We start from the raw sequence: 17,222 nt of genomic DNA on the forward strand, positions 1-17,222 counted from the left end.
CGCGACCTGAAGGTGGGCCTCGGTGTGAGGTCTGCGGGTCGCGGGACGGCCCGCACAGTCGGCCCGCGTGCTGATCGAGTAGGCCGCGGAGCTGCCGCACCCTTGCTAGATCGACTAGGCCGCGGAGCTGCCGCACCCTTGCTGATCGAGTAGGCCGCGGGAGCGGCCGTATCGAGATCCGCGGCTCCTGAAGGAAAGGGTCGGCGTGCCGATCCTTTCGGCGTGGCGGGTCTCGATACGCCCCGGCGGGGCTACTCGACCAGCAAGGTCGAGCGGGCCCCACTTCTCCCGGGCGCCGCCCGACGCCGCCTCACGCCGCCAGGAAGCGGTCCGCCGTCCGCAGCGACAGCGCCATCGTCGCCAGCGCCGGGTTGGCGATCAGTGCGCTCGGGAACACCGAGTTGTCGCAGATCCAGAGGTTCGGCACGTCGAAGCTGCGCCCGTCGGCGTCGACGACCGCGTCGTCGCGGTCCTCGCCCATCCGGCAGGTGCCGAGGGTGTGCGCGGTGCGGGCGAGCACCCTCGTGCTCGTCGCTCCGGCGGCCTCGACGATCGCGGTCAGGGTGCGGATCGCGTGCCGGTCGATCGCGTCCTCGTTGGAGCCCGGGGAGAACGAGATCACAGCCTTGGGCACGCCCTGCTCGTCGAGCTCGTCGGTCAGCTCGAGGCGGTTGCCGTCCGAGGGCAGGCACTCGGCGTTGATGCCGACCCCGGCCAGGAAGCGGTAGCCGTCGAGCGCGTCCATCAGCTCGCGCCCCCACAGGCCGCCGCCGCGCACGAGCGTCGTCGCGAGGGTCAGCGGCATCACGCCGAGGCTCTGGATGAGGTACCCGCCCGCGAAGTCGGCGTCGGCCGGCCGCACGGTGTCCTCCGAGATGACGGAGGAGGGGTAGCCGCGGTAGCTGCGCATCTCGCTCTCGAAGGTGCCCCAGACCTGCGTCGCGCCGTGCGCGAGGAAGTTGCGGCCGACCTGGCCGCTGCTGTTCGCGACTCCGGTGTGCAGGAGCAGCCGCGGCGTCTCGACGCCGCCCGCGCAGAGGAACAGGGCGGAGCAGCGCTGCCGCCGCTCGACGCCCTCGGACGTGTAGAGGACCGCGCTCACGCGACCCGCCGCGTCCAGCTCGATCCCGTGCACGAACGACTCGGCGCGGATCTCGGCTCCCGCGCGGACGGCCGCGGGGAGATAGGTCGTGTCCATGCTTGCCTTGGCGCCGGTGCGGCAGCCCTGGTGGCACTGCCCGCAGTTGATGCAGGCGGGCCGCTCGCCGTGGTCCGGCTGGTGGCGGCTCGCGCTGAGCACCGCGGCGGGGGCGTCGACGGCGCGCATCCCGAGCTCGGCGCAGCCGCGCAGCATCATGTCGGCCGAGGCGTTGCGGTCGACGGGGCCCTGCAGGTAGCGGCGCGAGGGGTCCCACGGGTACTCGGCCGGCCCCGAGACTCCGATGAACGCCTCCACGGTCTCGATGTAGGAGGTCAGCTCCGCGTGCGGGACCGGCCAGTCGCGGCCGAGCCCCGACTCGCTCCTCAGGCGCAGGTCGCGCGGATCGGGACGCGGGGTGAACGCGCCCCAGTGCAGCGTCGATCCGCCCACTCCGCGGCCGCTGTTGTTCGGGCCGAAGGCGGTGGGGGCGTCGCCGCCGCTCAGTCGCTCCTGCATCCAGTTGATCTCGGTCGCGACGGTCTCGTCGGACGTGTGGCTCCGGGCGTCGAAGTGCGGGCCGGCCTCGAGTGCGACGACCCGCAGGCCGCGGGCCGCGAGCGAGGCCAGCAGCGGCGCTCCTCCCGCGCCGGTGCCGACGACGACGGCGTCGACCGTCTCGTCGAGATCGAAGCGGCGCATAGTTGCGGTGTTCATCGCGGGCTCCTCGCCGTGGGCTCCCAGTCCTCGCGCTGATCCGCTCCGAGCGAGCGGAATCCGGCGAGGGGGAGGGTGTCGCCGCCGGACGCGTAGCCGTCGTAGCCGACGCGGGCCATGCTCGCCGGGTGGGAGAGCCACTGGCGCACGAGGTCGACGCGGCAGTCCTCGAACCAGGCGGTCAGCTGCTCCGGGGTCAGGGCGCCGGCGGGAGCGGAGCCGTCGGCCACCGCGGTCAGCCGGTCGTCCTGCTCCACAGGCGTCAGCGCCGCGAATCCGTCGAGGGAGTCCAGGCCCAGGCCGTACGCGATCGGGTCGGCGGGCAGCGCGGCGTTCCGCCAGCCGTCGCCCTGCCCGTCGGCCAGCTGGGCGTCGACGCGGGCCGCGAGGTCGATCCTGCCGCCGTCCTGCGGCACGACGCGGTCGGCGATCGCGCGCAGCGTCGCGAGCCGGGTCGGAGTGAGGACCCGGGGCGCGTAGTGCGGGTCGTCGGCGAGCAGCCGCTCGGCCAGCAGGGCCCGCACGCGGGTGGTGGTGCGGGCGGAGGCGATGGCGCGCGAGGCGTTCACGGGCACGGCGGGTCCGATGCCCGCCCGCTCGACCCAGAACGAGCGGATCGCGGTGGCGGCGCCCGTCGCGTCATCGAGCCGCAGCGTCGGGATCCGCCCGGCGACCTCGCCCGCGGCGCCGCCGATCAGCACGAGCCCGGCGAGGCCGAAGAGCCCCGAGCGCCCCGCGAGCGTGCGCGAGGCGACGAGTGCGGCGACCTCGCCTCCGCGGCCCTCTCCGGCGATCAGCCAGCGGGTCGAGCCGTGGAAGGCGACGGCCCGCACGACGTCCTGGACCGCGGAGTCCGGATCGCCCGGCTCGAGCGGCACGACGTCGAGCACGTCCTCGAGCTCCGCAGCGAGGCCGCCGGCGACCGCCGATCCCTGCTCCCGCACGACGAAGAGGGCGGGACGCGCGAGGTCACTCGACGGCATGGGGCTCCAGGTGAGCGGGCGTGCGGAGGGCACGGAGGGGGAGGGGGCCGACGTGCTCGGAGCGGCGCCGGACCTCCATGCGACCACAGCGCCGCCGCCCGTGTTGACCCTTGCGGCCGACGGACACTCGTGCGAAGCGCGGAAGCCGACCCGCCTTCTGAGCGCCGTCGGTCCGCGAGCCCGCGTCGGACGGCGCGGCCTTCGGCCCGATGCCCGAGCGGAGACTGCGCGGATCAGGAGAGGGGGCCGCCGATGTTCTGCAGAGCGAGACGCTCGACGACGGTCAGCAGGATCAAGGTCAGTGCGCCGAGGTACACGAGCAGGCAGAGCGAGTTGAGGGCGATGCCGATCGCCGCGGTCCGGCGCGCGATCGGCTCCCGTCGGAGGGAGAGGATGCCGAGGACGACTCCGGCGAAGGGCGCCAGGATCGTCCAGCCGAGGAGGATCGAGCCGATCCCGATCCAGAAGCTCGCCCCGGCGAGGATCGACAGGGGTGCGTAGGTCGGGCCGACGGGATCGGCGGAGTGTGCGGTGGTCATGCTGAGCAGGCTCTCCCTCGGTCGGACCACGGAAGCCTGCCCGAGGAGGGGTGGCGGCGGGGTGCGTGGCGCGAAACGCCGTCACCGAGCGGCCCGGCGACTCCCTCGGTCACTGTCGATCCCTAAAGTCGAGTGGTCATCATGTTCGTGAGGAGTCATGTGGATCTGCTCGTCCTGCTCGTCGCCGTCGGTCTCGCGCTCGTCGCAGCCCTCCGGTTCCGCCGGTCCGGCCGCCCAGTGCTCAGGAGCTTCGGTCTCGCGGTCGATCGCCGCACGCCGATGCACGTCGTGGTCGGGATCGCAGTGTCCTTCTCCGCGGTCGCCGTCGTGTTCCTCGTCGAGCGAGCGCTCGGAGTCATCGACGTCCGGGCCGTGGAGCCGTCCCTGCCGGAGCTGGGGATGTGGACGGCTGTCATCGGTGCGATGGCGCTGATGGAGGAGCTGATGTTCCGAGTCCTGCTCCTGACCGGCGTGCTGGAGGTCGTGCGCAGCCTGCCGGCGGGCCGGTGGATCGGAGTCGGCGCGACCTCGATCGTCTTCGGACTCCTGCACCTCGGCAACCCCGATGCCACGATCGTCGGCGCCCTCGGAACGGCCCTCGGCGGGGCGCTCTGGAGCATCGCCTTCGTGGTCACCCGATCGCTCTGGCTCCCGCTGGCCCTGCACGCGTCGTGGAACCTGAGCCTGGCCGTCTGGGGCCTCCCGATCAGCGGGATCTCCGTCGTGCCCGGCCGTTTCAGCACCCGACCGACCGATGGCGGCGTCCTCTCGGGCGGATCGTACGGGCCGGAGGCCGGGCTGGTCGGGATGCTCGCGCTGCTCCTGGTCGCGGCCGCGGTCCTCGCCTACGCCCGGCGGATCTGGCCGTCGGGCCGTCTCAGCACGCTGACGTTCGCGCCGGATCCGGGGTCCTGACCGTCTCCGCCGGGCTCAGCGCGTGCGCAGCGCCTCGAGCAGTGCCGCGGGCGTCTCGGGGTCGCGCAGACTGATCGCGAACTCGCGCTCGCGCGTGGTCCGCACTACCAGCCCCGGGCCCGCGTTCAGGATGAGCGCCGAGCGGCCCGGCATCATCCGGTAGCCCCAGCCGCCCCACTCCGCCGGCCGCAGCTCGGCCGTGCCGACAGAGGCGATCGTCTCGAGCGGGATGCGCCGCAGCGGGATCCCGAGCACCCGCGACACCACGCGGAGCCCGCGGCGGTCGGCCGTGACGCGCAGTCGGGTGAAGCCGAGGACCACGATCGCGCTCGCGCCGAGGACCACGGCCATCGCGATCGCGGGGCCCGTCGAGCCCTCGGCCAGCAGCGTCGACACCGCGACGGCCGCGGCGAGCGCCAGGACGACTCCGACGACCGCGAAGACCCGGCCGGTGACGGTGTGCGACCAGGCGCCCGACTCGGAGTCGCCGAGCGCCATCCGCTCGACGCGCGTGCTCGACTCCGAGCGGCTGCGCGGAGCGAGGGCCCCCGGCACCACCGCGTAGGCGAGGCCGCCGAGCAGCACGAGCAGCCAGGCGCCCAGCTGCGCGCCCTCGGCCGAGCCCGCCGCGAGCGTCGTGCCGACGGACGTCGCCCAGGCCGAGGCGCCGAGGCCGGCGACCAGTCCGAGGCACGAGAGCAGCATCCGGGAGCCGCGACCGAGCAGCGCGGCGACGATCCCCGCCACAGCCGGGGCGCCGGAGAGGACGAGCGCCAGGGCCAGCAGGGCGCCGACCGGGGCGACCTCGTCGGCGGCGCCCGTCGAGGACCAGTGCGAGGCGAGGACGGGCGGCACGTCGAGCACGACCCGCGAGACGAGCACGGCGATCGCGGGCAGCAGGAGGGAGGCGGCGGCCAGCAGGGAGCGGGTGCGGTCGGTCACGGGGTGGTCCTCTCGATCAGGCGGATGAGCTCGGCGGGGCCGATCCCGCTGCGGCGGGCCTCGGCGACGAGCTGGTCGACGAGCGCGGTCACGCGCACGAGGCCGGGGCCGGCGGACTCCGCGATCCAGGCGCCCCGGCCGCGGCGCATCTGCAGGAGGCCGTCGTCGCGGAGCGCCGCGTAGGCGCGGAGCACGGTGTGCATGTTGATGTCGAGCGACTCGGCCAGCTCGCGGGCCGGAGGCAGGCGGTCGCCCGCCGAGAGCGCGCCCTCGGCGACGGCCGTGCGCACCTGCGACTCCAGCTGGTCGGCCAGGGAGCGCGGCGAGGAGTGGTCGACGCGGAACAACATGTTCGCAATGTTAGTAGAACAACTACCGCCGCCGCCAGGGCCCCGGCTCAGTGAGACAGCGCCAGGGACACCGCCAGCACGACCATCACGACCGCGACTCCCGCATCCAGCACCCGCCAGGCCGTCCGGCTCCGGAACAGCGGACGCAGCACCCGAGCCCCGAAGCCCAGCGCCGTGAACCACAGCACGCTGCCCACCACCGCCCCGACCCCGAAGAACCAGCGCTCGTCGCCGTGCGTGTTCGCGACGGACCCCAGCAGCACCACCGTGTCGAGGTAGACGTGCGGATTCAGGAGCGTCAGCGCCAGGCAGGTCGTGATGGCCGTCCGCAGCGAGGTGGACGCGCCCGCCGGGTCGCCGTCGAGCGTGCCGGGGCGGAGCGCGCGCTTCGCGGCGAGGACCGCGTAGCCGAGCAGGAACGCGATGCCGCCGCAGCGGATCACGACCAGCAGCCACGGCGCCGACTCGAGCACCGCGCCGATGCCCGCGATGCCGAGCACGATCAGCGCCGCGTCGCAGAGCGCGCAGATCGCCACCACGGCGAGGACGTGCTCGCGGCGGAGGCCCTGCCGGAGCACGAAGGCGTTCTGGGCGCCGATGGCGATGATGAGCGAGAGGCCGAAGCCGAGGCCGGACACGGCGGCGAGGAGGGGGGACACGCTCCGACGCTAGGGCGCCCGGAAGATGTAGACCAGCTCATGCTCCTTCAGTATCGTAAGCAGAACTGATGCTCACCGACGATCTCGATCTCTCCCGCCTGCGCGCGCTGGCCGCCGCCGTGCGGTACGGCTCCTTCGACGCAGCCGCCCGCGCCCTGCACGTCACCCCGTCGGCGCTCAGTCAGCGGATCAAGGCGCTCGAGACCGCGGCCGGACGCGTGCTCCTCGTGCGCTCGCGCCCGGTCGTCGCCACCGAGGCCGGAGCCGGGCTCCTGCGGCTCGCCCGTCAGATCGAGCTGCTCGCCGAGGACGCCGTGCGCGCCCTGGCCGGCGACGAGGCGGAGGGAGCCGGCCCGGTGCCCCTCGCGCTCGCCGTCAACGCCGACTCGCTGGCCACCTGGGTCCTCCCGGCGCTCGCCGGCGTGCCCGGCGCCGTCTTCGAGCTGCACCGCGAGGATCAGGAGCACACGACCGCGTTCCTCCGCGACGGCACGGTGATCGCGGCGGTCACGGCCGAGTCGGAGGCGGTGCTCGGCTGCTCCGTCGCTCCGCTGGGCGTCATGCGCTACCGGGCGATGGCGGCGCCCGCGTTCGCCGGCCGCTGGTTCCCCTCGGGCGGGCTCGAGGGCCTCGCCGAGGCGCCCGTCGTCGTCTTCGACGAGAAGGACCGCCTGCAGGAGCGGTTCCTCGCCGCCCACGCGCCCGGATCCGCTCCGCCCCGGCACCGCGTGCCCGGCTCGACCGACTTCGAAGCGGCCGTGCGGCTCGGCCTGGGGTGGGGCATGCTGCCGGAGCTGCAGGCCCCGGTGGGCGATCCCGGCCTCGTCGCGCTGGGCGGCGACCCGGTCGACATCCCCCTCTACTGGCAGCAGTGGTCGCTCCGGACGCCGAGCCTCGACGCGGTCGCCGCGGCGATCGCCGCGGCCGCCCGCGCGAGCCTGCGCTGAGCGCGGGTCAGACCGCGAACACGTCGCGCAGCGTCACCGTCTCGAGCGACCGGGCGACGAGGAGGTCGACCAGCTGCGCGTAGACCTGCGTGACGGGATCGAAGTTCGCGTGCCCGATCACGATGCGCTGCGGCTGGAACCACTCGTCGGCGAAGGCCAGCACCTGCTCCGTCGTGATGCGGCCGGAGTCGGACAGCGAGCCGTACCAGAGGGTGGTCGCCGTGTAGCCGATCCCCGCGGCGGCGGCCCGGCTCGCGGCGTCGGTGTAGCCGAACGGCGGCCGGTAGAACGGTGCGGCCTCGACCCCGTAGGTCGAGCGGATGAACTCGCCGTTCCGGCCGAGCTCCTCCTGCACCCCGTCGGAGCCCAGGCTCGTGAGGTCGACGTGCGACCAGGTGTGGTTCGCGAGCTGCACCTGGCCCGAGGCGACGAGCGGAGCGAGCGCCGGCGCGCACACGGTCCACGAGTCGTACTGACCGTTGAGGAAGAAGGTGAGGCGCGTTCCGGTGTCCTTCGCGAACTGCGCATAGGCGGCGACGACCTCGGTGTCGGCGCCGTCGTCGACCGTCCACGCCATCGCGTTCCCGACGCCGGCCGGCAGCTCGGTGATGATCCCCTCGGGCAGCGGCACCCGGGCGCGCACCGGCACGGGCGTCGCGGTCGCGGTCGGAACCGGGCGCGGCGGGGGAGTCGGAGTCGGAGTGGCCGCCACCGGCACCGCCGTCAGCGGCGCGGGTCTCGGGTCGGCGGTGCAGCCGCTCAGCCCCACCGCGGCCGACGCGATGCCCAGCAGCAGCGCGCGGCGCCTCAGCGATTCCATGGTCCCCCCTCGACGGCGCGCCGATCCCCCCGGAGCGCCCGAGCGACCGTACCGTGCCGCCGCACGCCGCCGCTCGAGCAGCGCACGGCGCGGCGGGGTGGTGCCTCCACGCGCTCGGCGGGAGGATGGAGCAATGTCTGGGAAAGCACTTTCCGTCGAGGAGATCGTCGACGGGCGGCATCCGCTGCGCAGCGTCGTCGGCCTGCTCCGGAGGCGTCCGCGCCGCATCCTCGCCGCCGTCGCCTTCTTCGCGGTGAAGGACACCCCGCTCTGGTTCCTGCCCGTCGTCACCGCCGAGGTGATCGACATCGTCGTCGCGGGCGGGCCGAGCAGTGGACTGCTGCTGTGGTCGGTGATCGCCCTGGTGCTGCTCGCGCAGAACTACCCCAACCACGTGATGTTCGTGCGGCTGTTCATGGGCACGGTCCGCGACATGGGCGCGGATCTGCGCAAGGCCATCGCGAACCGCCTGCAGCTGCTCTCGATCGGGTTCCACGCCCGGGCGAACAGCGCGATCGTGCAGACCAAGGTGGTCCGCGACGTCGAGAACATCGAGACGATGCTGCAGCAGACCGCGAATCCGCTGCTCTCGGCGGTGATGGTGCTGATCGGAGCCGTCACGATGACGGCGCTCAACGTGCCGGCCTTCCTCCCCGTCTACGCCCTCGCGATCCCGCTCGCGGTGCTGCTGCGACGGATCCTGCAGCGGCGCAGCATGCAGCGCAACGAGCAGTTCCGCCGCGAGGTCGAGCGCTTCTCGGCGACCGTCGGAGCGATGGCCACCCTCATGCCCGTCACCCGCGCGCACGGCCTCGAGCAGACCGCGGTCCGCACCGTCGCCACCGGCGCCGAGGGTGTGCGCGAGGCCGGCTTCGAGCTCGACCTGCTCAACGGGCGCTTCGCCTCGCTGTCGTGGGTGAGCCTGCAGCTGCTCGGAGTCGGCTGCCTGGTGCTCGCCGCGTGGGTCTCGATCTCGGGATGGCTCCCCGTCACTCCGGGCCAGGTCGTGCTGCTGAGCAGCTACTTCGCGCTCCTCACCTCCTCCATGACCAACCTGCTGATGCTGCTCCCGCTCGCGGCGCGCGGCTCCGAGTCGGTCCGCTCCATCGCCGAGGTGCTCGAGGATCCCGACCTCGAGCACAACGAGGGCAAGCGCGCGGTCGGCCGGGTCGCCGGGCGCATCACTCTCGAGGGCGTCGACTTCCGCTACGGCGACGACGGAGCGGCCCTGCACGGCATCGACCTCGATCTGCGCCCGGGCGAGACGGTCGCCTTCGTCGGCGCCTCCGGATCGGGCAAATCGACCCTGCTGAACGTGGTGCTGGGCTTCCTCCGGCCCACGAAGGGCCGGATCCTGCTCGACGGCGTCGACATGGAGACGCTCGACCTCCGCACCTTCCGCCGCTCCGTCTCGGTGGTGCCGCAGGAGTCGGTGCTCTTCGAGGGCACGATCCGCGACAACATCGCCTACGGCCTCGGCGACGTGTCCGACGAGCGGATGGAGGCGGCACTGCGCGACGCGAACGCGTGGGAGATCGTCGAAGCGCTGCCCGACGGCTGGGACTCCGTCGTGGGGGAGCGCGGCGCCCGCCTGTCGGGCGGCCAGCGCCAGCGGCTCTCGATCGCCCGCGCCCTCATCCGCGACCCGCGCGTGCTGCTGCTGGACGAGGCGACGAGCGCCCTCGACCCGGAGTCGGAGGCGCTGATCAAGGAGGCGCTCGGCCGGCTCACGGCGGGCCGCACGACGCTGGTCGTCGCGCACCGCTTCTCGACCATCCGCTCGGCCGACCGCATCGTCGTGCTCGAGCGCGGGCGCATCGCGGAGTGGGGCTCGCACGACGAGCTGCTCGCCGTCGGCGGGCACTACGCGCGGATGCACGCGGCGCAGTCGGGGTGATCCCGCTCTTGCCCGGGCCGCCCACGTCGCCTAAGCTACTCAGGTTGCGTGCATCTGCACGCGCTTGCGTGCTGCCCCTGCGGCGGAGGCTCCGGCCCCCGCGACCGGTGGGCGGTGTGCCGACAAGTGACCTTGGGTGGGTCGAGCGGGGCCGAGTGCCGCGTGCGCCCCACGGTAACCACACATGGAGGAAACCATGGCAGCAGTCTGCCAGGTGACCGGAGCCGTTCCCGGCTTCGGACACGCCATCTCGCACTCGCACCGGCGCACCAAGCGCCGCTTCGACCCGAACGTGCAGAAGAAGACGTACTACGTCCCCTCGCTCCGCCGTAACGTCACCCTGACGCTGTCGGCCAAGGGCATCAAGGTCATCGACGCCCGTGGCATCGAGTCCGTCGTCAAGGACATTCTCGCTCGTGGGGTGAAGATCTAATGGCAAAGCAGCAGGACGTCCGTCCCATCATCAAGCTCCGTTCGACGGCTGGAACCGGTTACACCTACGTGACCAAGAAGAACCGTCGCAACGACCCCGACCGTCTCGTGCTGAAGAAGTACGACCCCGTAGTGCGCAAGCACGTCGACTTCCGCGAGGAGCGCTAGAAATGGCCAAGAAGAGCAAGATCGCCCGCAACGAGCAGCGCAAGGTGATCGTCGACCGCTACGCCGCCAAGCGCCTGGAGCTCAAGAAGGCTCTGGTCGACCCGGCCGGCACCGACGAGTCCCGCGAGGCCGCCCGCGTCGGCCTCCAGAAGCTCCCCCGCAACGCCTCGCCGGTCCGCGTCCGCGGCCGCGACGCCGTCGACGGCCGCCCCCGCGGCAACCTGTCGAAGTTCGGCATCTCGCGTGTCCGCTTCCGCGACATGGCGCACCGCGGCGAGCTGCCCGGCATCACGAAGTCCAGCTGGTAGTCCGTACCACTGCGCTCACACCGAAGGGGCCTCGCGATCTGACGATCGCGGGGCCCCTTCGGTGTTCCCGTGCTCGGAGTGCCGTCGGCACTCCTCGCCGCAGTCGGCTCCTCGAGGTGGTCGCGTTCCGCACAGCGTCCTGCGTACCGCTACGGCGAATCGCTGGCACGCGATTCCCCGGTTCGCTCGACCTTGCGCGACGCGGTGCAGGTTCACAGCTCGCGTTCCGCGTCGCTCGCTGAGGTCGCGTCTCCCCGCCCGCTGCTGGTCGAGTAGCCCCGGAGGGGCGTATCGAGACCCACCATCGCCGGAGTCGGGGTCCGGTTGGCTCTCGTCCGGTCGGTGGGGATCTCGATACGCCCGCTGCGCGGGCTACTCGATCAGCAGTGGGTGCCGAAGGTCCGCCCGCTCGGCCCCCCGCCCGCTGCTGGTCGAGTAGCCCCGGAGGGGCGTATCGAGACCCGCCGTCGCCGGAGTCGGGGTCCGGTCGGCTCTCGTCAACGCGGTGGGGATCTCGATACGCCCGCTGCGCGGGCTACTCGATCAGCAAGGAGCCGTGCTTCCGTCCGGCCCGACGCAACCCGATCGATCCGTCGCGGGAGGCCGCCCCGCGCGACTCCGCGCGGCCGTTCTCGACGGATCGGCGCCGCCCGGCACGCCCGGGTAAAATCGAGCGCATGACCACCCCCAGCCTGCCCAGCGTCGCCGAGATCGCGGCGCTCATCGACCACGCGATCCTGAAGCCCGAGCTCACCCGCGCCGAGGTCGACGCGCAGCTCGACGAGGCCGCCGCCTCGGGCGTGTTCAGCGTCTGCGTCCGCCCCTCCGACATCGCGCACGCGGTGCGCCGCCTCGAGGGCTCCGGAGTCCTCGTCGGCACCGTCATCGGCTTCCCGCACGGCACCACCTCCACGGCCGCGAAGGTCGCCGAGTCGCGTCAGGCCCTGGCCGACGGTGCGAGCGAGCTCGACATGGTCGTCAACATCGGCCGCCTGCGCAGCGGCCTGCTGCAGGACGTCGAGGACGACGTCCGCGCGGTGGTCGACGCCGCCGACGGCCACGTCGTCAAGGTGATCCTCGAGACGAGCCTCCTCGACGACGAGCAGGTCGTCGCGGGCAGCGAAGCGTCCGAGCGCGCCGGCGCCGACTTCGTCAAGACCGCCACCGGCTTCGCGGGCGGCGGCGCCAACGAGCACGACCTGCGCCTGATGCGCGGCGCGGTGTCCGACGCCGTCCAGGTGAAGGCCTCCGGAGGCGTCCGCGACCTCGACACGCTGCTTGCGTACCGCGACCTCGGCGTCACCCGCTTCGGCACGAGCGGATCGGCGACGATCCTCGGCGACCTGGCCGCGCGCCTCGACGGCGACGCCTCGGCCGCGCGCGTCGACTCCGCCTCCTACTGACCGTGGCCCGCCGCGCCGCCGGGCCCGTCTCCCGGTGGATGGAGTACACCCGCCGTCCGCTCGAGGAGAGCGCCCGCGCCCTCAAGGAGCGGGTCTACGCGACGTTCACGGGCCTCGCGGTCGTCATGATCTACGCCGTCGACGACCACCCCGACGCGGGCCACGCCCTGCGGAGCCTCGTGATCTCGATCATCGGCATCTCGGCGGCCGGATTCACGGCCGAGGTCATCGCGCACCAGGTCACCCACGCCGCGCTCCCGTCACGATCGGAGCTGCGCGTCATGCTCCGCATCGCGGCGGGCGCGCTCGCGTCGGCGTCGCTCCCGGTGCTCGCCCTGCTCGCGGCGGTGCTCGGCTGGATCGAGGCGACGACGGCCCTGTGGATCGGCGTCGGCGTGTACGCCGCGGTGCTCGCCGCCGTCGCGCTGATCGCGGTCGGCCGGGCGGGCCTCACCTGGCGGCAGCGCGTGATCTCGCTCGCGATCCTCCTGGGCCTGGGCGCGCTCGTCGTGGGTGTGCTCGCCCTCGCGCACTGACCCGGGCGTCGAGGCGGGCGTAGGCTCGGGAGCGATGTCGTCACGCACCCGGGTCGAGCTCGGCCGCCGCGAGGATCTGGGCGCCGACTGCGCGAACTGCTTCGGGCTCTGCTGCGTCGCCCTGGCGTTCTCGCGCTCGAGCGATTTCCCCGTCGACAAGCCGGCGGGCGATCCGTGCACGAACCTCGACTCCGAGGACGCCTGCACGATCCACCGCCGCCTCCGCCCCGAGGGCTTCGTCGGCTGCACGGTCTTCGACTGCTTCGGCGCGGGGCAGAAGGTGTCGACGCACACGTTCGGCGGTGTCTCGTGGCGGAGCGACGCGGCGGTGCGCGAGCGGATGTTCGCCGTGTTCCCGCTCGTCCGCCGCCTCCACGAGCTGCTCTGGTACCTCGATGTCGCGCTCGAGATCGACGCCGCTGACGGCGACGCCGTCCGCCGCCGCTTCGAGGCCGTGCACGCGCTCACGCTCGCCTCGCCGGAGGAGATCCTCGCGGCCGACGTGGACGCCGAGTTCGCCGCGTCCCGCCCGCTCCTGATCGCCGCGAGCGCGGCGGCGCGCGCCGGGGTGGGCACCGGCTCCGACCGCCGCCTCGTCCCGGGCGCCGACCTGCTGGGCGCGGACCTGCGCGGAGCGGACCTCCGCGGCACCGACCTCCGCGGAGCGCTGCTGATCGCGGCCGACCTGCGCCGCACCGACCTGCACCGCTGCGACGTGCTCGGAGTGGACCTCCGCGACGCGGACGTGTCCGGCGCCGACCTCTCGGGCGCGCTCTACCTCACCCAGGCGCAGGTCTCGAGCACGCGCGGCGACGCGGCGACCGTGCTCCCTCCGCACTTCGAGCGGCCCTCGCACTGGTCGAGCACGACCGCCCCCGACCGCCCGCGCGCGTCGGGACGACGCCCCACGGGACCCCGCAGAACAGGACGACGCCGATGACCTCCTCCCCGATCCGCTTCGCGATCGTCGGCTCCGGCTGGCGCACCGGCTTCTTCCTCCGCCTCGCCCGCGACGTGCCGGAGTCGTTCCGGGTCACCGGGATCCACTCGCGGTCCGCGCGCCGCGACGCGGTCGCCGCCGAGTGGGGCGTGCCCGCGTTCGCGAGCGTCGACGAGCTCGTCGCTCGCGGCGACCCCGAGTTCGTGCTCGTCGCCGTGCCGGTCGAGGTGGCGTCCGACATCACGGCGGACCTCGTCCGTCGCGGGATCCGCGTGCTCGAGGAGACGCCTCCGGCCCTCGACGTGCCCGCGATGCGGCGGATGTGGGACGAGGTCGGCGGCTCCGACCTGGTGCAGGTGGCCGATCAGAGCCTGTTCATGCCCGCGCACTCCGCGCGCTGGAAGGCGGTGCGCTCGGGCCTCATCGGCACGCCGACCCAGGTGCAGGTCTGCTCGAACCACCTGTACCACGCGGTCTCGATCATGCGCGGGCTGCTCGGCGACCGGGGCGGGCCGACCCGCGTGAGCGCGCGCGATCTCCGCGCGCCGCTCCTGGATCCGCTGACGACGCACGGCTGGACCGACGCGACCGAGGCCGAGGAGCGGACGACCACCCTGGCGACCCTCGACTTCGGCGACGGCCGCTCGGGGCTCTACGACTTCACCGACAACCAGTGGTTCACCCCGCTGCGCCACCGCCGGCTGACCGTGCGCGGCTCGCACGGCGAGATCGACGGCGACAGCGTGGTGCGGATGGCGGCGCCGCGGTCGGTCGTCGAGTCGCGGATCACCCGCCGGCAGACGGGGATCGACCACAACCTCGAGGGCTTCCACCTCGACACGATCGCGCTCGACGGCGAGGTGCTGTTCCAGAACCCGCACCAAGGCGCGCGGCAGTCCGACGAGGACATCGCCGTCGACGCGCTCGTCGGCGCGACGGGCGCCTGGGCGAGGGGCGAGGGGCCGGCGCCCTATCGGCTCGCGGACGGGCTGCAGGACCACCTGCTGGGTCTCGCGATCCGGGAGTCGGCCCAGGCGGGCGCCGACGTCGTCACCGAGCGCGAGCCCTGGGCCGACGCGCTCAGCCGTCCGTCGGTGTTCCGCTGATCCCGGCGCCGTCGGAGTCGTCGTCCGCGGGCACGCCCTCGATCACCTCGCGCTGCAGCAGGTGCGCCCCGCTCCAGCACTCGATGATGCAGCGGGGGAACGCCTCGCGATCGGGTGAGCGGAGCCACACCGTCGCGGCCTCGCGCGCCCATGCCTCGGAGGCGTAGACGCCGATGACCTCGGTGCGGTCCTCCCAGGGAGAGGCCGTCGACAGGACGAAGTGGGCGCCGGGCATGGGGCCACGCTAGCGCCCTCGCGGATCCCGTGGGGTCGACGCGGGTCAGCCGATGGTGGCCCGGAGGCGCCCGTTCAGGGCGCTCAGGGCCGCGGCGAGCTCCTCGTGGTCGGCTCCCGCGAGCACGCCGCCGCCCTGCTCGAGGCTGCGGCGGATCAGCTCGATCTCGGCGTCGGGCAGCCGTCGGGCGGCCAGCAGGCCTTCGAGTGTCGCGAGGACCGCGACGAGGGCGACGGCGTCGTCCACGTCGAGCGGCCGGGTGCAGGCGTTCTGCATTCGATGCTCCTGTTCGCGATCCGGGTCCGGGGATCCTGTCGATGATCGTGCAGACGGACGCCCCGCCGCGAGGGGCGGGGCGTCCGGAGGGGGCAGTGTCAGTTCTTGAAGACGTCCTTGACGTCCTCGCCCGTCTTCTTCAGGTCGGCGGCCTGCTGGTCGCGGCGGCCCTCCTCGGCCTTGCGCTCGTCGCCCTGGACGTTGCCGAGAGCCTCCTTCGCCTTGCCGGCGAGGTCCTGAGCGGCGTTCTTGATCTTGTCGTCGAGTCCCACGAGGGTGTCCTTCCGTCGGTGTTCGTGTGGGGGTGCGGTGGGTTGGGGCGCCTAGGCGACGCGGGGCTCGGCCTCGGGGGCGTCGTCCTCGGGGATGTGCACGTCCTGGACGGTCACGTTGATCTCGGCGACGTCCATGCCGACGATCTCGCGGATCGCCTCGGCGACGGCGGAGCGCACGCCCTCGGCGACGCTCTGCAGCGCGGCCGGGTACTCGGCGACGATCACGACGTCGGCGGCGACCTGGCGCTCGCCGACCTCGACCTTGACGCCCTGGCCGCGGTCGTCGTTGCCGATGGCGCTGCGGAGCGCGCCGATCGCGCGGGCCGCTCCTCCGCCGAGGGCGTGGACGCCGGGGACCTGACGGGCGGCGATGCCCGCGACCTTCGCGATGACGGCGTCGTCGATGACGGTGCGTCCGACTCCGGTGCCCGTCGTGGTGGTCGCGTTGCTGTCGGCCATGATCTCCTCTTTCGCGTGGTGCCCGATCCGGTCGATCGGGGCGGTATGCGAATAGGACGCGACGACGTCCGTGAACGTCACGGTGCTCGGCGGCTCATCCAGGGAACTGCCAGAGAAGCACCGTGAGGCCTCATCGCGCCGTCGTGCGCTCCAGGAACTCCAGGGTCCGCTCGAGCGTCACCCGCGCCTCCGGCAGGTCGAAGTCGAACTGGTACTCGTGCCCCAGCTGCGCCTCGTGGCCCTCGCCCCAGAAGAGGTCGGTCACCGGCACGCCGAGCGTGCGGAGGTGCGCGGCGAACGGACGCGACTGGCGGGCCGTGAGCGGGTCGGCGTTCCCTCCGCTGAGGAAGACCGGCGGGAACCGCGGAGTGACGTGGTCGATGGTCGACATGTGCAGCCCCGCGGTCGACTCCGACCAGTTGCGCCGGCCCGTGTAGGCCCAGAGCGCCGCGCGGAACGCCCAGCCGGCGACTCCGGTCACCTTCGACACCCCGGTCAGGTCGAACACGCCGCAGTGCAGGATCAGGGCGCGCAGCGCGTCGACGGGGAGGCTGGTCACCAGCCCGGCGTCGCGGGCGTAGGAGGGGTTCGTGATCGCGGTGGCGAGCTGGCTGGCGAGCTGCGCACCCGCGGAGTCGCCCGCCAGCACGATGCGGTCGCGGGCGATGCCCAGGCGGCCGGCGTGGCGGCGGAGGTGCTCGAGCCCGGCGAGCAGCTGGCGCGGCGCCGTCGGGTAGGTCGACTCGGGACCGCGGCCGTAGTCGAGGCCGACCGCCGTGTAGCCGGCGGCGGCGAGCATGCGCAGGTAGGGCTCGACGTCCTGCCGGTGCCCCGAGATCCAGGCTCCGCCGTGGATCCACACCACGGTCGGCCGCGCGCCCGCGCCGGCGGAGCGGAAGACGTCGGCGGTGGTGGCGGGCGCGCCGTCGCGCGCGGGGACGATCTCGGCGACGCGGCTGACCCCCTCCGGCACGAACGGCCGCATGGTGTCGGCGGTGCGCCGCGCCTCGCGCTCGAACACGGTGCGGATCGCGAGGGCCGCCGGCCACGGCGTCGCCCCGAGCGCCGCTCCCGCTGCCGCTCCGGCCGCCGCGAGGACGCCTCCGGTGCCGACGATCGCCCCGGTGGTCGCGGCTGTGCGCCTCATGCTGGTCCCCCTCCGCTGCGACGTCCGCCC

General features: G+C 73.4%; 22 protein-coding genes. 10 read left to right on the forward strand and 12 right to left on the reverse strand.

The window, feature by feature from the left end; all coding sequences use genetic code 11:
* Positions 1-310: 310 nt before the first annotated feature.
* From C1I63_RS07610 to C1I63_RS07620, 3 genes are all read right to left on the reverse strand, one after another.
* Positions 311-1,855 (reverse strand): GMC oxidoreductase, encoded by a 1,545-nt coding sequence (locus tag C1I63_RS07610; protein WP_107574382.1) that lies wholly within the window; start codon positions 1,853-1,855, stop codon positions 311-313.
* The gene (locus tag C1I63_RS07615; RefSeq protein WP_107574383.1) at positions 1,852-2,838 is read right to left on the reverse strand and encodes a gluconate 2-dehydrogenase subunit 3 family protein; all 987 of its coding nucleotides are present in this window, start codon (positions 2,836-2,838) and stop codon (positions 1,852-1,854) included. The genes C1I63_RS07610 and C1I63_RS07615 overlap by 4 nt, the downstream gene beginning before the upstream one ends.
* 233 nt (positions 2,839-3,071) lie before the next feature.
* A complete protein-coding gene (locus C1I63_RS07620; protein WP_107574384.1) occupies positions 3,072-3,377 on the reverse strand; it encodes a hypothetical protein in 306 nt (101 codons plus the stop codon).
* A gap of 159 nt (positions 3,378-3,536) precedes the next feature.
* On the opposite strand from C1I63_RS07620, the gene C1I63_RS07625 reads away from it, so the two are divergent.
* Complete coding sequence (locus C1I63_RS07625; RefSeq protein ID WP_055786135.1) at positions 3,537-4,292, forward strand: CPBP family intramembrane glutamic endopeptidase; 756 nt, start codon at positions 3,537-3,539, stop codon at positions 4,290-4,292.
* Positions 4,293-4,307: 15 nt separating this feature from the next.
* Here the strand turns inward: C1I63_RS07625 and C1I63_RS07630 are convergent, their stop codons facing one another.
* Genes C1I63_RS07630 through C1I63_RS07640 form a run of 3 tightly spaced genes read right to left on the reverse strand, consistent with a single transcriptional unit; the run spans position 4,308 to position 6,243 of the window.
* Positions 4,308-5,234, reverse strand: coding sequence for a hypothetical protein (locus C1I63_RS07630; RefSeq protein WP_107574386.1), 927 nt, complete (start codon positions 5,232-5,234; stop codon positions 4,308-4,310).
* A complete protein-coding gene (locus tag C1I63_RS07635; protein WP_055786142.1) occupies positions 5,231-5,584 on the reverse strand; it encodes a GntR family transcriptional regulator in 354 nt (117 codons plus the stop codon). Before C1I63_RS07635 ends, C1I63_RS07630 begins: the two co-directional genes overlap by 4 nt.
* Positions 5,585-5,631: 47 nt before the next feature.
* Positions 5,632-6,243, reverse strand: a complete 612-nt coding sequence (locus tag C1I63_RS07640) for a LysE/ArgO family amino acid transporter (RefSeq protein WP_107574387.1) — start codon at positions 6,241-6,243, stop codon at positions 5,632-5,634.
* A gap of 68 nt (positions 6,244-6,311) precedes the next feature.
* Here C1I63_RS07640 and C1I63_RS07645 point away from each other — a divergent pair, with 68 nt between their 5' ends.
* Complete coding sequence (locus C1I63_RS07645; protein WP_107574388.1) at positions 6,312-7,190, forward strand: LysR family transcriptional regulator ArgP; 879 nt, start codon at positions 6,312-6,314, stop codon at positions 7,188-7,190.
* 7 nt (positions 7,191-7,197) lie between these two features.
* Here C1I63_RS07645 and C1I63_RS07650 read toward each other — a convergent pair whose 3' ends face one another.
* Entirely contained in the window at positions 7,198-8,010 is an 813-nt protein-coding gene (locus C1I63_RS07650; protein ID WP_107574389.1) for a polysaccharide deacetylase family protein, read from the reverse strand.
* Between the two features lie 133 nt (positions 8,011-8,143).
* Here C1I63_RS07650 and C1I63_RS07655 point away from each other — a divergent pair, with 133 nt between their 5' ends.
* The 8 genes from C1I63_RS07655 (at position 8,144) to C1I63_RS07690 (ending at position 14,800) form a co-directional block, all read left to right on the forward strand.
* Positions 8,144-9,907, forward strand: coding sequence for an ABC transporter ATP-binding protein (locus tag C1I63_RS07655; RefSeq protein ID WP_107574390.1), 1,764 nt, complete (start codon positions 8,144-8,146; stop codon positions 9,905-9,907).
* A 196-nt stretch (positions 9,908-10,103) separates the two neighbouring features.
* Complete coding sequence (gene rpmB / locus C1I63_RS07660; RefSeq protein ID WP_055786157.1) at positions 10,104-10,340, forward strand: 50S ribosomal protein L28; 237 nt, start codon at positions 10,104-10,106, stop codon at positions 10,338-10,340.
* A complete protein-coding gene (gene rpmG / locus C1I63_RS07665; protein WP_027692168.1) occupies positions 10,340-10,507 on the forward strand; it encodes a 50S ribosomal protein L33 in 168 nt (55 codons plus the stop codon). The genes rpmB and rpmG overlap by 1 nt, the downstream gene beginning before the upstream one ends.
* 2 nt (positions 10,508-10,509) lie before the next feature.
* The gene (gene rpsN, locus C1I63_RS07670) at positions 10,510-10,815 is read left to right on the forward strand and encodes a 30S ribosomal protein S14 (protein ID WP_055786161.1); all 306 of its coding nucleotides are present in this window, start codon (positions 10,510-10,512) and stop codon (positions 10,813-10,815) included.
* Positions 10,816-11,492: 677 nt separating this feature from the next.
* Positions 11,493-12,218 (forward strand): deoxyribose-phosphate aldolase, encoded by a 726-nt coding sequence (gene deoC / locus C1I63_RS07675; RefSeq protein ID WP_244907004.1) that lies wholly within the window; start codon positions 11,493-11,495, stop codon positions 12,216-12,218.
* A gap of 2 nt (positions 12,219-12,220) precedes the next feature.
* Complete coding sequence (locus C1I63_RS07680; RefSeq protein WP_107574391.1) at positions 12,221-12,754, forward strand: hypothetical protein; 534 nt, start codon at positions 12,221-12,223, stop codon at positions 12,752-12,754.
* 34 nt (positions 12,755-12,788) lie between these two features.
* Complete coding sequence (locus C1I63_RS07685; RefSeq protein ID WP_107574392.1) at positions 12,789-13,694, forward strand: pentapeptide repeat-containing protein; 906 nt, start codon at positions 12,789-12,791, stop codon at positions 13,692-13,694.
* Positions 13,691-14,800: a Gfo/Idh/MocA family protein gene (locus C1I63_RS07690; protein WP_107574393.1), complete on the forward strand. Its 1,110-nt coding sequence runs from the start codon at positions 13,691-13,693 to the stop codon at positions 14,798-14,800. The genes C1I63_RS07685 and C1I63_RS07690 overlap by 4 nt, the downstream gene beginning before the upstream one ends.
* Here C1I63_RS07690 and C1I63_RS07695 read toward each other — a convergent pair.
* The 5 genes from C1I63_RS07695 to C1I63_RS07715 form a co-directional block, all read right to left on the reverse strand.
* A complete protein-coding gene (locus tag C1I63_RS07695; protein ID WP_107574394.1) occupies positions 14,775-15,035 on the reverse strand; it encodes a hypothetical protein in 261 nt (86 codons plus the stop codon). The two genes, C1I63_RS07690 and C1I63_RS07695, sit on opposite strands and share 26 nt — an antisense overlap.
* A 45-nt stretch (positions 15,036-15,080) precedes the next feature.
* On the reverse strand, positions 15,081-15,311 hold the full coding sequence (locus tag C1I63_RS07700) for a hypothetical protein (RefSeq protein WP_055786176.1): 231 nt from the start codon (positions 15,309-15,311) through the stop codon (positions 15,081-15,083).
* A gap of 98 nt (positions 15,312-15,409) precedes the next feature.
* On the reverse strand, positions 15,410-15,583 hold the full coding sequence (locus C1I63_RS07705) for a CsbD family protein (protein WP_055786180.1): 174 nt from the start codon (positions 15,581-15,583) through the stop codon (positions 15,410-15,412).
* A 51-nt stretch (positions 15,584-15,634) separates the two neighbouring features.
* Positions 15,635-16,045, reverse strand: a complete 411-nt coding sequence (locus C1I63_RS07710) for an Asp23/Gls24 family envelope stress response protein (protein ID WP_055788833.1) — start codon at positions 16,043-16,045, stop codon at positions 15,635-15,637.
* A 130-nt stretch (positions 16,046-16,175) separates the two neighbouring features.
* Positions 16,176-17,192, reverse strand: coding sequence for an alpha/beta hydrolase (locus tag C1I63_RS07715; RefSeq protein WP_107574395.1), 1,017 nt, complete (start codon positions 17,190-17,192; stop codon positions 16,176-16,178).
* Positions 17,193-17,222: the final 30 nt, after the last annotated feature.

It is taken from the genome of Rathayibacter caricis DSM 15933 (genome assembly GCF_003044275.1).
In the GTDB taxonomy this organism is placed as follows: domain Bacteria; phylum Actinomycetota; class Actinomycetes; order Actinomycetales; family Microbacteriaceae; genus Rathayibacter; species Rathayibacter caricis.

Excerpts from the sequence above, each read along its gene's own strand:
- C1I63_RS07610 (WP_107574382.1), bottom strand. The coding sequence starts at position 1,855 with ATGAACACCGCAACTATGCGCCGCTTCGATCTCGACGAGACGGTCGAC.
- C1I63_RS07615 (WP_107574383.1), bottom strand. The coding sequence starts at position 2,838 with ATGCCGTCGAGTGACCTCGCGCGTCCCGCCCTCTTCGTCGTGCGGGAG.
- C1I63_RS07620 (WP_107574384.1), bottom strand. The coding sequence starts at position 3,377 with ATGACCACCGCACACTCCGCCGATCCCGTCGGCCCGACCTACGCACCC.
- C1I63_RS07635 (WP_055786142.1), bottom strand. The coding sequence starts at position 5,584 with ATGTTGTTCCGCGTCGACCACTCCTCGCCGCGCTCCCTGGCCGACCAG.
- C1I63_RS07645 (WP_107574388.1), top strand. The coding sequence starts at position 6,312 with ATGCTCACCGACGATCTCGATCTCTCCCGCCTGCGCGCGCTGGCCGCC.
- C1I63_RS07650 (WP_107574389.1), bottom strand. The coding sequence starts at position 8,010 with ATGGAATCGCTGAGGCGCCGCGCGCTGCTGCTGGGCATCGCGTCGGCC.
- C1I63_RS07655 (WP_107574390.1), top strand. The coding sequence starts at position 8,144 with ATGTCTGGGAAAGCACTTTCCGTCGAGGAGATCGTCGACGGGCGGCAT.
- rpmB (WP_055786157.1), top strand. The coding sequence starts at position 10,104 with ATGGCAGCAGTCTGCCAGGTGACCGGAGCCGTTCCCGGCTTCGGACAC.
- rpmG (WP_027692168.1), top strand. The coding sequence starts at position 10,340 with ATGGCAAAGCAGCAGGACGTCCGTCCCATCATCAAGCTCCGTTCGACG.
- rpsN (WP_055786161.1), top strand. The coding sequence starts at position 10,510 with ATGGCCAAGAAGAGCAAGATCGCCCGCAACGAGCAGCGCAAGGTGATC.
- deoC (WP_244907004.1), top strand. The coding sequence starts at position 11,493 with ATGACCACCCCCAGCCTGCCCAGCGTCGCCGAGATCGCGGCGCTCATC.
- C1I63_RS07685 (WP_107574392.1), top strand. The coding sequence starts at position 12,789 with ATGTCGTCACGCACCCGGGTCGAGCTCGGCCGCCGCGAGGATCTGGGC.
- C1I63_RS07690 (WP_107574393.1), top strand. The coding sequence starts at position 13,691 with ATGACCTCCTCCCCGATCCGCTTCGCGATCGTCGGCTCCGGCTGGCGC.
- C1I63_RS07695 (WP_107574394.1), bottom strand. The coding sequence starts at position 15,035 with ATGCCCGGCGCCCACTTCGTCCTGTCGACGGCCTCTCCCTGGGAGGAC.
- C1I63_RS07700 (WP_055786176.1), bottom strand. The coding sequence starts at position 15,311 with ATGCAGAACGCCTGCACCCGGCCGCTCGACGTGGACGACGCCGTCGCC.
- C1I63_RS07710 (WP_055788833.1), bottom strand. The coding sequence starts at position 16,045 with ATGGCCGACAGCAACGCGACCACCACGACGGGCACCGGAGTCGGACGC.
- C1I63_RS07715 (WP_107574395.1), bottom strand. The coding sequence starts at position 17,192 with ATGAGGCGCACAGCCGCGACCACCGGGGCGATCGTCGGCACCGGAGGC.